Here is a 13,636-nt window from a genome sequence, read left to right on the forward strand (position 1 = left end):
GATAAAGACGATGCGAACGCACGTCACGATGTTGGCGGGCGTCCAAACACTCGTCAGTTCCTTATTGCTCTCGTTAGCCACGACGCTCTCCTACTCCACAACATGACCGATAAGCTCATAGCAGAAGCTATCGGTAAACTCGACGGTCAGAATATCGCCCACGGACGCCTCGCTGGCGTCCAAGTGAACCGCGCCATCGGAATCGGGCGCCTGGAACCAGGCATGGCCGATCAGCTCGGCGCCATCCTCGGTCTCTTCGATACCGTCGACAATCACCTGGGCGCGCTCGCCCACATGTGCGGCGGTGGCGGCAAAACCGAGCGACTCAGCCAGATCCATAGCCTCCTGGGCGCGCTCGAGCTTAACCTCCTCATCGACCTGGCCCTCCATCTTGGCGGCCAGGCTGCCCTCCTCCTGCGAGTAGGCAAAGACGCTCGTGTAGTCAAAGCCGACGGTGTCCATAAAGTCGATAAGGTCGCGGAACTCGTCGTCGGTCTCGGTCGGGAAGCCGACCATGGCCGTGGAACGAATCACGATGCCGGGGATACGCTCACGCAGATCGCGGAACAGGTCCCCGAGCTCCTGGCGCGAACCGGAACGGCGCATAGCCTTGAGGATGCGCGCGTCGCAGTGCTGCACGGGGATATCGATATAGGGCAGCACCTCGGGGGTATCGCGAATCGTCTCGATAAGCTCGTCGGTCATGCCCTCGGGCTGCAGGTAGAGCACACGGACCCAGACGTTGTGCGGGCGCACGGCCTCGGCGACGGCGCGCAACAGCTGCGCCAGATTGCGCGGCGAGCCCTCGGCGACGTCCTCGTCGGCAAAGTCGGTGCCCCAGATGCCCGTGTCCTGGCCGATCAGCACGATCTCTCGCACGCCACCGGCAACCAAGTCGCGCACCTCGGAAATAATGCTCTCGGCATTGCGCGAGTGATAACGACCGCGGATATACGGGATCATGCAGAAGCTGCAGAAGCGGTTGCAGCCATCGGAAATCTTGACATAAGCAACGGCACCCTCGACGGTACGCTTGACCTGCGGGATATAGGCTGCGATCTCACGCTCGACACCCAGCACGCCATCGATGACCGCCACGATGCCGTCCTCCTCGTCGGCCTTCACAAAGGCCGCGACCTCGGGCAGCTCGTCAGGCAGGTCGTCGCCATAGCGCGACGGCACACAGCCGCACATGACGATGGGGCAAGAACGAACGCCGTCCTGAACCTCGTTGGCGAGCTCGAGCGTGGTCTCGATGCTCTCGGACGTTGCAGAGGCGAGGAACGAGCATGTATTGACGATGGCGATATCGGCATCCTGTGGGTCGAATGCCTCCTCGTAGCCCGCGGCGGTCAAAAGAGAACGCATGCGGTCGGTGTCAACCTCGTTCTTAGCGCACCCGAGGGTAATGTAGAGCACGGAGCCCAGCGGTGTATCCATGTTGAAGAGCGGTCCTTTCGAATGATATTAGCGGTAGTTGGTGAACTGCAGCGGCTGGCCGTAGTCCTGGTCGCGCAGGAACTGGATCACGGTCTGCAACGCGTCCTTCGAAGCAGAGGAAACACGCAGCTTGTCGGCCTCGATGGTCACCTTGACCTTGAGCTTTTGGTCCTTGATGTCCTTGTTGATCTTCTTGGCGGTCGCCTGGTCGATACCCTCGACGATATGGCCGAGCACGCGCACGGTGCCGCCCGATGCCGCCTGCGGAGCATCCCACGAGACAGCCTTGAGGTCGATGCCGCGCTTGATGAGCTTGGAGCTCAGGACATCGATGATCTGCTTGGAGACAAAGTCGGCCGGGGCGTTGATCGTAAAGAGCTTGTCGCCCTTCGAAAGCTCAATCGTGGCGCCGGAATCCTTCAGGTCATAGCGCTGGGAAATCTCGCGCGTGGTCTGCTGGAAGGCGTTGTCGACCTCTTGCATGTTGACCTCGGACACGACGTCGAAACTGGAATCTTTAGCCATGATGTTTCCTTTCGCGTACGAGCGACTTAGTAGCTATCGTACGAATAGTCGGTAGAATCGGTGGGCGTCTGACCATCAGTTGCGGTATCGGCGCCATCCGTGGACTGGGCATCGGTGCCGTCGGTGGTATCGGTACCATCGGTGGTGTCGGTACCATCAGAACTTTCACCATTCTCGGAATCAGTCGTCTCCTTCTTGGGAACGGTAATCGTCACACGCGCCACGCCCGAGGTCTTGGTATCGTAACGGACCTTTTCACCGTTTTTGGTAACGGTGACATCGGAGGGCTTGGACGTGGTGATCTCGATCGAGGACTCGGGCGTGTACTCCTGCTCAAAGGGGCCAGTCGCCTGAGCGCCATAGACCGACTTGCCGTCGACCTTGACCTCAATCCACGCGGTCTTTCCCTTGGCAACGGAGACTTTGACCTTCGTGACCTCGTTCACTTCCTTCTTGGCCGTCGTCTTGGTAGCGTCCGAATCGGTCGACTCATCCGTCGCCTCATCGGCGTCTTCGTCCTCGTCGACCGTTTCGGTCTTCTTAGAAGACTTCTTGGTCGTCGTCTTGGTAGCAGTGGGCGTCTCGGGCGTGGTCTCGGGCGTCGAAGATGCGCAGCCGCGCAGAAGTACCACGATGAGCACGATCAGCAGCAGCGCCACGGCACCAATGCCAGCGTAGACGATACGCGGATCGAGCCCGTTGTTTTGAGGAGTTCGAGATCCGCCGCGTCCACGACTGGAACTGCTGCGGCCGCCTCCCTGAGGCATACGACCACGATTGCTATCGGGACGACCACGATAGCCACCCTGGCCCTGAAGGCTGCGCTGACCCGAGCGGGGCGCAAGTTCACCGCGGCCTTGATAGCCACGCTGGCCCGAACGCGGAGCCGAAGGGCGCTGGCCATACGGCTGAGACTGAGAGCGAAGACGCGGCGTCACCTGCGTGGTATCGGCATCCGCATAGCCGCCGCGAGAGCGTCCCGTAGAGGCACCACGGTAACCGCGATCGGAATAGCCGCCGTCGCCGTAGCCGGCACGAGGGTCACGCGCCACGCCGCGGGCAGCGGGAAGTGCACGGTCCTCGGGCATCGGCGTACTGCGGAACCGGTCACGCTGTGAGCGAATCTCTTCGCCCGAACCCGTCTCGGTAATATAACCGGCCTGCTGAGGACGCTGTCCATAGCGAGTCGAACGACCGCCCTGAACCATCAGGAAGCGCCCGTTATCGACAGAGGAACGCGAATTGACGTAGCCGGCGGCGTCCTGGAAACGACCGCCCTGCTGCGACGTCTCGCGTTCGTATGCCATCAGTTCGTCAAAGTAGGCATTGACGACCTCGCGCGGATTGAGGCCCAAAAAACGAGCATAGCTCGAAATCATGCCCTGCGCATAGCCGCGCGGCGGCATCGAAGCAAAGTTACCGGTCTCGAAAAACTCGATGATCTGCGGCCTGATTTTGATGGTGTTGGCGACCTGCTGAATGGAAAGGCCCATTCGGCGACGCTGCTCGAGCAGCATGTCACCAAAGCGTGCAGCCATCAGAATCCTCCAAACTCACGATCTTCACGTGCCATCTCGGCGTCGACAGATTCCAGCGCGGCAAGCCCCTCCTCGTCCAACAGGACCTCGCGCGGCTTGGAACCGTCGGGCGGGCCGACGACACCCTTTTCTTCCAGCATGTCCATAATACGCCCGGCACGCGCATAGCCAACCTTCAGGCGGCGTTGCAGGCCAGATGTGGAGCCCAGCTGCGATTCCACCACAATATGGGCGGCTTCCCAAATGAGCGGATCATCGTCTTGCGGCTCGGCGACTCCGGTGCGGACAATGCCGCCGCCACCAGCCATGGACATGGAAGCGGGCGCCACGGCGGACAGAATCTCCTCGTGGTAGTCGGGCTCGCTCTGCGACTTGACGAACTCGACAATCTCGTTGATTTCGTCGTCCGAGACAAAGCAGCCCTGGATACGGCGGGGCTTGCCCCAGTCGACCTTGGAGAACAGCATGTCGCCCAAACCGGTGAGCTTCTCGGCACCCATCTGGTCGATGATGACGCGCGAGTCGATGCCCGTGGCGACGTTAAAGGCGATGCGGTTGGTGATGTTGGCCTTGATAAGGCCCGTCACCACGTTGGAGCTGGGGCGCTGCGTGGCAACGATAAGGTGAATACCGGCGGCACGGCCCAGCTGTGCAATACGCACGATCGAGGCCTCGACATCCTTACCGGCGACCATCATCAGGTCAGAGAGCTCGTCAATGATAATGACCAGGTAGGGCATCTTTTGCGGCGGGTTGTCGTAATGCTCAAACTCGCCGGCGGCCTGCTTTTCGTTATAGGTCGAAATCTTACGGACGTTGAGGCGTTCGAATACCTTCAGGCGGCGCTCCATTTCGGACACGGCCCACTGCAGGGCGCTCGCGGCCTGCTTGGGCTCGGTCACCACGGGCACATAGAGATGCGGCAGACCGTTATAGCCCGCAAGCTCGACGCGCTTGGGGTCGACCATGATCAGGCGAACGTCCTCGGGAAGGGCGCGCATGAGCAAGGTCGTGATGATGGAATTGATCATCACCGACTTACCAGAACCGGTCGTACCGGCGATCAACAGGTGAGGCATCTTGGCGAGGTCGGCGACGACCGGCGTGCCCTCGGCGTCGCGGCCGATGGCAAGCTCGAGCGGACCGCCCTTCACATAGGGCAGCACGTCGCCCAGATTGACGTTCTGGCGCTTGCGGTTGGGAATCTCGATGCCCACGAGCGAGGTGCCGGGGATCGGGGCAAAGATACGAACCGACTGGGCGGCGAGCGAAAGCGCAATATCGTCCTCGAGGCTCGAAATCTTGCTCACGCGCTCGCCCTCGCCAGGTTGCAGCTTAAAGGTCGTCACCGTGGGGCCGGCGATCCAGCCGACCACGCGGGCACTGCGGCCAAACTCAAGCAAGGTGGATTGCAGTGACTCAGCGGTCTGCTCCAGCTCCTTATCCGAAGACGCGGCAGAAGCCGACTGCGGGTTGGCATGTAGGATTTCGAGCGGCGGAAGCTTGAGGCCATCCTCTTCTTCGCCCTCGTTATCTGCGGCGCCGCCGTCCGCTCCCCCATCACGAGCCGCAGCCGATTCGACAGCACTCGTGGCAGGCGCATCGGCAACCTTGGGATGCTTTAAGAAGTCGGGAATCTGAGGTGCGGCCGAAACAGGGTTCACGGCAAACGGCGGCTCGGACTCGTCAACCTTGTCCGGATCGTCCTCCATCGAAAGCTGTCCAGTGACTTGCCCGTGCTTGGCGTGGCGACGCGGCAGCAAGGTCGTCTTGGCGGTCTCGAGCGGAGCCTCGTCGTCCTCGTCGTCACCCTCGGTGAGCTCAATCTCGCTATCGGACCAAGACGGGTCGGGCTCGCTTGTGTTGAGCTTGGGCGCAGCCTTGCCCTTCTTGGCATGGCGGCGCGGCAGCAGCGTGGTCTTGGCGCGCTCGGCTTCAACCGACTCGGATACGTCGACAAATGGGTCATCGTCCTCGTCGTCATCCAAAACCGGGTCGACATCGCCACCCATGACCGTGGTCAACGCGGCGTCAGTCCCCTTCTGGCGCAGAATGCTCAGGTGCGGACGAGCGACGCCGGGAACAGACAGGGCCTCTTCATCGCCCCACGGGCTCGCATTGACATCGGCACGTCGACGCTCGGCAAAATCGGCAGCGCGATCGCGTGCGGAGCGCAAAACGCCACCCACCGAAAAGCCGATAATGACCAAACCAACGACGACAAGCCCCAGCAAGACAACCATGGCGATAGGTTTACCCAGGGCGTTTTGCAAGGCACTTGCGATAAAGGCGCCAATGTAGCCGCCCGACACGGAAAGGTTCTGCGGCGTGAACATAAGGTCGCACGAGTCGCTCGTACCCGGCACCATCAGCGAAAGAATAGAGACGACGGCGATAAAGACCACGGCGCCGCCCGCAACAGAGCGCACGTTGAGCGGCGAGTCCTCGCCTAAAAAGAGCGTGGCGGCAAACAGCAAAATGACGATCGGCAGCACGTAGGCACCCAGACCAAAGCCCAGGTGGTAGAAACCGGCAACCGCAGCCGTAACGGGTGCGGTCGCTGGCGAAATCACGGCAATGAAGGACGCAATCGCCAAAACGGCAATGACAACGCCGGCGATATCGCGGTTGGCCGAAGGCTCGACCAGGGGCTCAAAATCGTCGAACTCGACCTCGTGGCCCTTATTGGCACGAAGATGGGAACCGGCACCCTTAGCAGATGCCGGTTGGTTGTTGGCTTTATTGCCTTTGGCGTTTTGTGCAGATCCGCGCGCCAAACTAAACCTCCATGACGACCGGGATGATCATCGGACGAGTGCGCGTACGGCTCCAGATAAAGTTAGAGAGCGAGTCGCGCACGGCCTTGCGAATGGCATCGGAACCGCTGCTCGTAAAGCTGAACTTGCCCTTCTCGATCGTCTTCATGATGGACGCCGAGGCGTCCTCGGAGAACTGGTCGTCGATGGCAAAGGAGACGCCGCGGCCCGAGAACTCGATGGCCTCGATCTTCTTGTGCTTGAGCGAAACGATAGCGACAGCCGTGACCATACCGTCGTTGGCAAGCTTCTGACGATCGCGCAGAACGATGGGGTCGGTATCGCCGATACGCAGTCCGTCGACGTAGACGACGCCAGACTCGACGGGCGTACCGCGCTTAACGATACCGCCGCGCATCTCGAGCGTATCTCCGTTGTCGAGGATAAAGATATGATCGTCCTTGAGGCCCATCTTACGAGCAAGCTGGGCATGGGCGCGCAGATGCACGGCCTCGCCGTGGACCGGCATAAAGTACGTAGGCTTGGCCATGGCCATCAGGAGCTTGAGCTCCTCCTGGCTACCGTGACCCGAGACGTGAACAAGGGCGCGGTTCTTATCCCACACGTCGCAGCCAAGCTTGGCGAGACTGTTGACGACCTGCTGAACGGCCTTCTCGTTACCGGGGACCGGCGTTGCCGAGAGGATGACGGTATCGCCCTCGTGGATGGAGAGCGTCTTGTGCTCGCCGTTGGCCATGCGCGAAAGGGCCGACAGAGGCTCGCCCTGCGAACCAGTGCACATGACGACGATCTTGTCGTCGGGCAGGTTATCAATATCGAAAGCATCGAGGATATCGGCATCATCGATGTTGAGATAACCGAGCTCGCGCGCCACGCGGGTGTTGGTGAGCATGGAACGTCCGGTCACGACGACCTTACGGCCGCACTTGCGGGCGGCGTCGCAAATCTGCTGCAGACGATGGATGTGGCTCGAGAACGACGCGACGAACACGCGGCCCGGAGCATTCTTAATGGCATGCAGCAGATTAGGGCCAACCTCGGCCTCGGACTTGGTAAAACCGGGGACCGTGGCGTTGGTGGAGTCGGACAGCAGCAGGTCGATGCCCTGCTTGGCAAAGCGGCTGATAGCGGCATAGTCGGGCGTGACGCCGTCGATGGGCGTCTGGTCGAGCTTAAAGTCGCCGGTGTGCATAACGGTGCCCTGGTTGGTGCGGATAAACACGCCCAGAGCGCCCGGGATGGAGTGCGTCATCGAGAAGAAGTCGAGCGAGATGCCACCCAAATTGACGTGGCTACCGCCCTTGACCTCACGGAACTTGGGTGCGCGGATGCGGAACTCAGAGAGCTTGCCCTCGATAAAGCCGAGCGTCAGCTTGCTCGAGAAGATGGGCACCTTGTTGTTGAGGTCCTGCAGCAGGTACGGAAGCGAACCGGTGTGGTCCTCGTGGCCGTGGGTGACGATGATGCCGCGAAGCTTTTCCTCGTTCTCCAGAACGTAGGTGTAATCCGGAAGCACCAGGTCGATACCGGGCTGCGAGTCATCGGGGAACATGAGGCCAGCATCGACGAGCACCATGTCGTCGCCGCACTCGAAGACCGTCATGTTCTTGCCGATGCCATCAAGGCCGCCGAGCGGGATGATCTTCAAGGGAGATGATTTTTTAGCTGCCATAGGTGAGTGTTGTTTCCTTTCTTCGAAACGGGTCTGAAACAACCGACGGGGCGCTTCTGGCAAACCGACCGTCGGGAACGTACAAACATGCATCACGGAGTCGACACATTAACCACAGTATGATACCCATTTGCACAACAACAGACCACCCATGCATCAAAGCCCCATCTGAACCTGTGTATCCCGCCGGTTCCCCGCGAGGGCGGGCACGGATGAAGTTTCCTGCTCTACAGTCCTGCTCACGACGGAGGCCACATTAAGTGGCCTCCTGTTCGTGCGGAACTCGCGATAAACTTCATCCGTGCCCGCCCTCGCGGGGAACCTACCAAAAAGGGACAGGTTTATTTTGGTTGGTTTTATCTGGGGATATGCCGCTGCGTCTGACTATAGATCTGAAATTTGACTACTGATTAGACTGTCCAACTAAATAGCGAGTGGCACTAACAAGCCCTTTTGCTTGTGCCCGGGAGGGACGCATATGAAGTTTATCGCGAGTTCCGCACGCAAAGGAAAGCACTTAATGTGCTTTCCGTCTTGCGCAGGACTGTAGAGCAGGAAACTTCATATGCGGCCCTCCCGGGCGCAAGCAAAAGGGCGACCCCTGTCCGGAGTCGCCCTTGTTGAGCTGCTTATGTGCGGCTGTTACTCGGCGTCGTGGTGACGACGGGGCTTGCGGCCTCCGTTGTCGCCGGGACGGCGCGGACGGTCGCTGCGCTCGGAGCGCTCGCGACGCGGACGCTCACGGCGCTGGAAGTGCTCGCCGTCGCCCTCGGAGGCACCCTCGGCGCGAGCCGGGGCCTCAGGCTTGTCGAGACGATCGAGCGAGATCTTGCCGCGATCGTCGACCTCGATGACGACGACCTTGACCTCGTCGCCCACGTTGAGGACGTCCTCGACCTTCTCCACACGACCCTTGGCGACGCGGGAGATGTGCAGCAGGCCGTCCTTACCGGGCAGCAGGTTCACGAAGGCACCGAACGGCTGGATGGAGACAACACGACCGGCGTACTCCTCGCCCGGCTCGGGAACCTTGATAATGAGCTTGATGCGCTCGACGGCCTGATCGACGGATTCGCCGGTGCCGCCGACAAAGACGGTGCCGTCCTCCTGGATGTCGACCGAAGCGCCGGTCTCGTCCTGGATGCCGCGGATGACCTTGCCGCCAGAACCGATGACGTCACGGATCTTATCGGTCGGAACCTGGATGGAGACGATGCGCGGAGCGGTGCTGCGCGTGGTATGACGCGGCTCGGGGATCACATCGAGCATCTTCTGCAGGATGAAGGCGCGACCCTCCTTGGCCTGCTGCAGGGCGCGGGCCAGGATGTCGAAGGTAAGACCGGTGGCCTTGTTGTCCATCTGCAGGGCGGTGATGCCCTCGGTGGTGCCGGTGACCTTAAAGTCCATGTCGCCCAGGAAGTCCTCGAGACCCTGGATGTCGGACAGGACCACGGTCTTGCCCTCCTCCTGGATCAGACCCATGGCGATACCGGAGACGGGGCGCTTAATGGGCACGCCGCCGTCCATAAGGGCGAGCGTGGAGCCGCAGGTCGAAGCCATCGAAGAGGAGCCGTTGGACTCCATGACCTCGGAGACCACACGGATAGCGTAGGGGAACTCGTTCTCGTCGGGGAGCACCGGAAGCAGGGCGCGCTCGGCAAGGTTGCCGTGACCGATCTCGCGGCGCTTGGGGCTGCCCATGCGGCCGGTCTCGCCGGTGCAAAACGGCGGGAAGTTGTAGTGGTGCATATAGCGCTTGCCCTCGGTGGGCTCGATGGTATCCAGACGCTGGCCCTCGTTAAGCATGCCGAGCGACAGGACGGAGAGCACCTGAGTCTGGCCACGCTGGAACAGGCCGGAGCCGTGAACGAGCGGCAGGTAGTTGTCCTTCACCATGATGGGACGGATCTCGTCGGCGGCACGGCCGTCGACACGCTCGCCGGTCTCGACGACCATGGTGCGCATGGCCTTCTTCTCGAGCTTCTTAAGCGCCACGGGGATCTCGCGCTCCCAGGCGGCCTGCTCCTCGTCGGTGAACTCAGCGCGGATGGACTCCTTCAGAGCCTCGACCTTGCCGATGCGGGAAAGCTTGTCGGCGTCGCGCAGGGCAGCGGCCATCTCGTCGTAGTGGGCGAAGATGCGCTCCTGGACCTCCTCGACGGGCTGGTCGAGCGGGTACTCCTTCTTGACGATAGCGCCGTTGACCTGCTCCCACTCGGCGACGAACTCGTCTTGGGCCTGGCAGAAGGCAGCGAGGGCCTCCTGGCCAAACTTCATAGCGGCGAGCATGTCGTCCTCGGAGATCTCCTCGGCGCCAGCCTCGACCATCGAGATGAAGTCGGCAGAGCCGCCCAGCTCAAGGTCCAGATCGGAGTTCTCGCGCTCCTCATAGGTGGGGTTGACGATAAACTCGCCGGTCTCCACGTTGCGGCCGATGCGCACGCAGGCAAGCGGGCCCTCGAAGGGCACGCCGCCGAGCGTCATGGCCAGCGAAGCACCCATGACGTTGATGACGTCGAAGGGGTTGACCTGGTCGGCGACGAGCGAGGTGGCGACGATGTGCACCTCGTTGCGGAAGCCGTCCGGGAAGCTCGGGCGAATCGGGCGGTCGATCATGCGGGCCGTGAGCGTGGCCTTCTCGCTGGGACGGCCCTCGCGCTTGAGGTAGCCACCCGGGATACGGCCGGCAGCGTACATCTTCTCGTTGAAGTCGACGGTCAGCGGGAAGAAGTCGTAATTCTTGCGCTCCTTGGAGACGACCACGGTGTCGAGCATCGTGGTGTCGCCCTGCTTGACCAGGCAAGCGCCGGTGGCCTGCTTGGCAAGCTCGCCGGACTCGAAGGTGTAGGTCTTGCCGTACAGCTCAAAGGTCTTGGATACGAGTGTCATTGTTCTCCTTTACCCCACAGGCCCCTTGCCTGCGGGCTTCTCATGTGACGCGGGCCCCCTGCCCCCGCCACGCTTCAGAGCGTGATTGTTCACGCCCTTACACAAAAAGAGCGCCCCGCTGCGCAGGACGCTCTTAGCATGTACAAATCCGTTACTGGATGTTGTCGCGGATGCCCAGAGCCTTGATGAGCTCACGGTACTCGACGATGTCGTTCTTCTTGATGTAGGAGAGAAGACGACGACGACGGCCAACGAGCATGAGCAGGCCACGACGGGTGTGGAAGTCCTTCTGGTGGGACTTCATGTGCTCGGTCAGCTCCTTGATGCGCTCGGACAGGATGGCGACCTGAACCTTGGGGTTACCGGTATCGACCGGGGAGTTACCGAACTGGGCGGTCAGCTCCGCCTTGCGCTCTTTGGAAACAGTCATTGTTTCACCTTTCGTTTCGCGTCGCCCGTGGGCGACTCTATTCGCCTCGGACTGGGAAGCCGCCGGTGGAGCGAACATCCAAGTTCGAGGTACCAACAGGTCGGTATGTTACCACAAGCGGCGCGCGCCTGCGTATCATCACCGACCCAACATGAATTCCATCGCACGGAGCCGCTGATCGGTGTGCGTGGCGGCCCAAACATGCGAAAGCCCCAGCAAAAAAGCAGCCGTATGCGGATCGATTCGCTCGGCCATGAGCTCATCGAACGTCATGGACATCAGAGCGCGCAGCCATGCGACCTCGCCGGTCGACACCAGCTCGGCACCCGGAATGCTCGACGCGCATGACCCGCACAGAAGCCCGCCGGCTTGGGCCGAGAAATACGAGAGCAAGGGATCGCCGCACGAGACGCATGCCGAGAAATCGGGTCGGTAGCCAACGTGCGACAGCAGCTTAAAGACAAAAGCCGCCACGAGCAGGTCCATATGTGCCGAGTCGAGCCCGCCGCCGATAAGCGTGAGCGCCCGCTGCGTGATGGCAAAGGTAAATGGATCCTCGGCATCCTCGAACGAGCACACACGCGCGACCTCGGCAATCGCGCTGGCGGCACAGGTCGTCTCGTAGTCAGGAGCGGCACCGAGCGGCGCCTCCATAAGCTCCGCCTGAGAAACCACGTCGAGCGAGCGACCATGCGCCAACAGCATATCAACGGTGCAGAAGAGCTCGCAGCGGGCCGCAAGGCGACCGCCAGGCTTACGTGCGCCCTTAGCCACGGCACGCACCTGCCGCCCCCGTTCGTCGAGCATCGTCAAGATCAGGTCGGTTTCCTTGAGCTTCGTCTTGTCGAGGACGAGCACCTTTGTGCGATATGTGCGAGAGCCTGCCATGAACGCCGGGGCTTAATCTTCAGCATTGTAGCCAAAGCGGCGGATCTGCGCCTCGTCATCGCGCCAGCCGGCCTTGACCTTCACGTCGAGCTCCAAAAAGACCTGAGTGCCAAAGATGCGCTCAAGGTCACGACGGGCATCGATACCGATATGCTTGATCATCTCGCCGCCCTTGCCGATGATGATGCCCTTCTGCCCCTCACGCTCGACGTAAATCGTGGCGTGCACGCGCAGGACCTTCTTAGTCTGCTCGAGCGCGTCACAGATGACGCCCACGGAGTGAGGGATCTCGTCGCGGGTGCGACGCAGGACCTTCTCGCGCACAAACTCGGCCACGAGGGTCTCGTCGGACGCGTCGGTGCCCATGTCCTCGGGGAACCAGCGCGGGCCCTCGGGCAAAAAGCGAGCGACGGTCTCGATAAACGCATCGACGTTGAAGTTCTTGACCGACGACGTCACGATCTCGTCGTCGTATTCCATAAACTCGTGAGCGGCCTTGAGCTGCTCCATAACCTGGGCGGGATCGGCCTCGTCGGCCTTCGTGAGCACAAGGACCTTTTTGGAACGGGCGCTCTTGACGCGCTCGGCAACCCAGGCGTCTCCCCTGCCGATGGGTTTGGTGGCGTCGATCAGAAACGCGACGACATCGACATCGTTCAGTTCGAACAACGCGCTCTTGTTGAGCTCGGAGCCCAAGCCGTCCTTGGGCTTGTGGATACCCGGCGTGTCAACGAAGACCAGCTGGTAACCGGGGCGGTTGACCACGGCGCGCATACGGCGGCGGGTCGTCTGGGCCACCGGAGAGGTGATGGCGACCTTCTTGCCGTAACAGGCGTTGAGCAGCGTGGACTTGCCGGCGTTGGGGCGACCGACCAGGGCCACAAAGCCGCTACGGAAACCGGGTTCCACGTCGCCAAAGCCCGCGAGGCTCTCATCCTCGTCGCACAGGGCATCGAGTTCCTCGTCGCTCATACCCTCAAACGGGTCGAACTCCTCGACCTCGTCAAACGAATCGGCACCTTCAGCCTCGTCCAGGACCTCGTCATCCAAAACTTCATCGGTAGGCTGCATATTGTCGGACATGGGAATCCCTTTCTAAATAAAGTCGAGCGCGTGGGCAAAGACAAGCAAGCCCACGATCGCGGCGGTAATGGAAAGAACGTATACAGAGGCAGCGGCGATATCCTTCGCGCGCTTGGCCAACGGATGCAGCTCCTGGGTCGCCAGGTCGACAATCGCCTCCATGGCGGTATTGCACAACTCGCCGTGAATCACCAGGCCGCAGCAGATGATGACCGTAGCCCACTCGGCAATATCGAGCCCCACGATGCAGCCGGCAATGACGGTGCACACGCCCGCCACGAGCATGACCTTGATATTGCGCTCGGTCTTGACGGCGGTGACGAAGCCCTCCATCGCGTATGAGAACGACTTTAAAAAGGACGGATGGTCCTTGTTCGATCCGGGAATCATAAAT

10 protein-coding genes are annotated in these 13,636 nt (G+C 61.2%); all 10 read right to left on the reverse strand.

Annotation, left to right across the window (positions count from 1 at the left end):
* Window positions 1–90: 90 nt before the first annotated feature.
* A complete protein-coding gene (gene rimO / locus DW195_RS02345) occupies window positions 91–1,440 on the reverse strand; it encodes a 30S ribosomal protein S12 methylthiotransferase RimO (protein ID WP_118205716.1) in 1,350 nt (449 codons plus the stop codon).
* A 27-nt stretch (window positions 1,441–1,467) separates the two neighbouring features.
* A complete protein-coding gene (locus DW195_RS02350; protein WP_022094699.1) occupies window positions 1,468–1,965 on the reverse strand; it encodes a YajQ family cyclic di-GMP-binding protein in 498 nt (165 codons plus the stop codon).
* A 26-nt stretch (window positions 1,966–1,991) separates the two neighbouring features.
* A complete protein-coding gene (locus DW195_RS02355; protein WP_118205717.1) occupies window positions 1,992–3,503 on the reverse strand; it encodes a helix-turn-helix transcriptional regulator in 1,512 nt (503 codons plus the stop codon).
* Entirely contained in the window at window positions 3,503–6,280 is a 2,778-nt protein-coding gene (locus DW195_RS02360) for a DNA translocase FtsK (RefSeq protein ID WP_233540793.1), read from the reverse strand. The genes DW195_RS02355 and DW195_RS02360 overlap by 1 nt, the downstream gene beginning before the upstream one ends.
* A gap of 1 nt (window position 6,281) precedes the next feature.
* Complete coding sequence (locus DW195_RS02365; protein WP_118205718.1) at window positions 6,282–7,952, reverse strand: ribonuclease J; 1,671 nt, start codon at window positions 7,950–7,952, stop codon at window positions 6,282–6,284.
* 642 nt (window positions 7,953–8,594) lie between these two features.
* The gene (locus DW195_RS02370) at window positions 8,595–10,841 is read right to left on the reverse strand and encodes a polyribonucleotide nucleotidyltransferase (RefSeq protein WP_118205719.1); all 2,247 of its coding nucleotides are present in this window, start codon (window positions 10,839–10,841) and stop codon (window positions 8,595–8,597) included.
* A gap of 151 nt (window positions 10,842–10,992) precedes the next feature.
* The gene (rpsO, locus tag DW195_RS02375; RefSeq protein ID WP_006235963.1) at window positions 10,993–11,271 is read right to left on the reverse strand and encodes a 30S ribosomal protein S15; all 279 of its coding nucleotides are present in this window, start codon (window positions 11,269–11,271) and stop codon (window positions 10,993–10,995) included.
* 138 nt (window positions 11,272–11,409) lie between these two features.
* Window positions 11,410–12,159 (reverse strand): DNA repair protein RecO, encoded by a 750-nt coding sequence (gene recO, locus DW195_RS02380; protein WP_118205720.1) that lies wholly within the window; start codon window positions 12,157–12,159, stop codon window positions 11,410–11,412.
* Window positions 12,160–12,171: 12 nt separating this feature from the next.
* Window positions 12,172–13,242 carry a GTPase Era gene (gene era / locus DW195_RS02385; protein WP_199576294.1) on the reverse strand — a complete coding sequence of 357 codons (1,071 nt, stop codon included), beginning with the start codon at window positions 13,240–13,242 and terminating at the stop codon, window positions 12,172–12,174.
* Between the two features lie 12 nt (window positions 13,243–13,254).
* Window positions 13,255–13,632, reverse strand: a complete 378-nt coding sequence (locus tag DW195_RS02390; RefSeq protein ID WP_022094706.1) for a diacylglycerol kinase family protein — start codon at window positions 13,630–13,632, stop codon at window positions 13,255–13,257.
* Window positions 13,633–13,636: the final 4 nt, after the last annotated feature.

Origin of the sequence: Collinsella sp. AM17-1 (genome assembly GCF_003470665.1) — a bacterium.
GTDB lineage: Bacteria > Actinomycetota > Coriobacteriia > Coriobacteriales > Coriobacteriaceae > Collinsella.

Coding starts and splice junctions, on each gene's coding strand:
- DW195_RS02365 (WP_118205718.1), bottom strand. CDS start 7,952: ATGGCAGCTAAAAAATCATCTCCCTTGAAGATCATCCCGCTCGGCGGC.
- recO (WP_118205720.1), bottom strand. CDS start 12,159: ATGGCAGGCTCTCGCACATATCGCACAAAGGTGCTCGTCCTCGACAAG.
- DW195_RS02390 (WP_022094706.1), bottom strand. CDS start 13,632: ATGATTCCCGGATCGAACAAGGACCATCCGTCCTTTTTAAAGTCGTTC.
- DW195_RS02355 (WP_118205717.1), bottom strand. CDS start 3,503: ATGGCTGCACGCTTTGGTGACATGCTGCTCGAGCAGCGTCGCCGAATG.
- rimO (WP_118205716.1), bottom strand. CDS start 1,440: ATGGATACACCGCTGGGCTCCGTGCTCTACATTACCCTCGGGTGCGCT.
- era (WP_199576294.1), bottom strand. CDS start 13,242: ATGTCCGACAATATGCAGCCTACCGATGAAGTTTTGGATGACGAGGTC.
- DW195_RS02350 (WP_022094699.1), bottom strand. CDS start 1,965: ATGGCTAAAGATTCCAGTTTCGACGTCGTGTCCGAGGTCAACATGCAA.
- DW195_RS02370 (WP_118205719.1), bottom strand. CDS start 10,841: ATGACACTCGTATCCAAGACCTTTGAGCTGTACGGCAAGACCTACACC.
- rpsO (WP_006235963.1), bottom strand. CDS start 11,271: ATGACTGTTTCCAAAGAGCGCAAGGCGGAGCTGACCGCCCAGTTCGGT.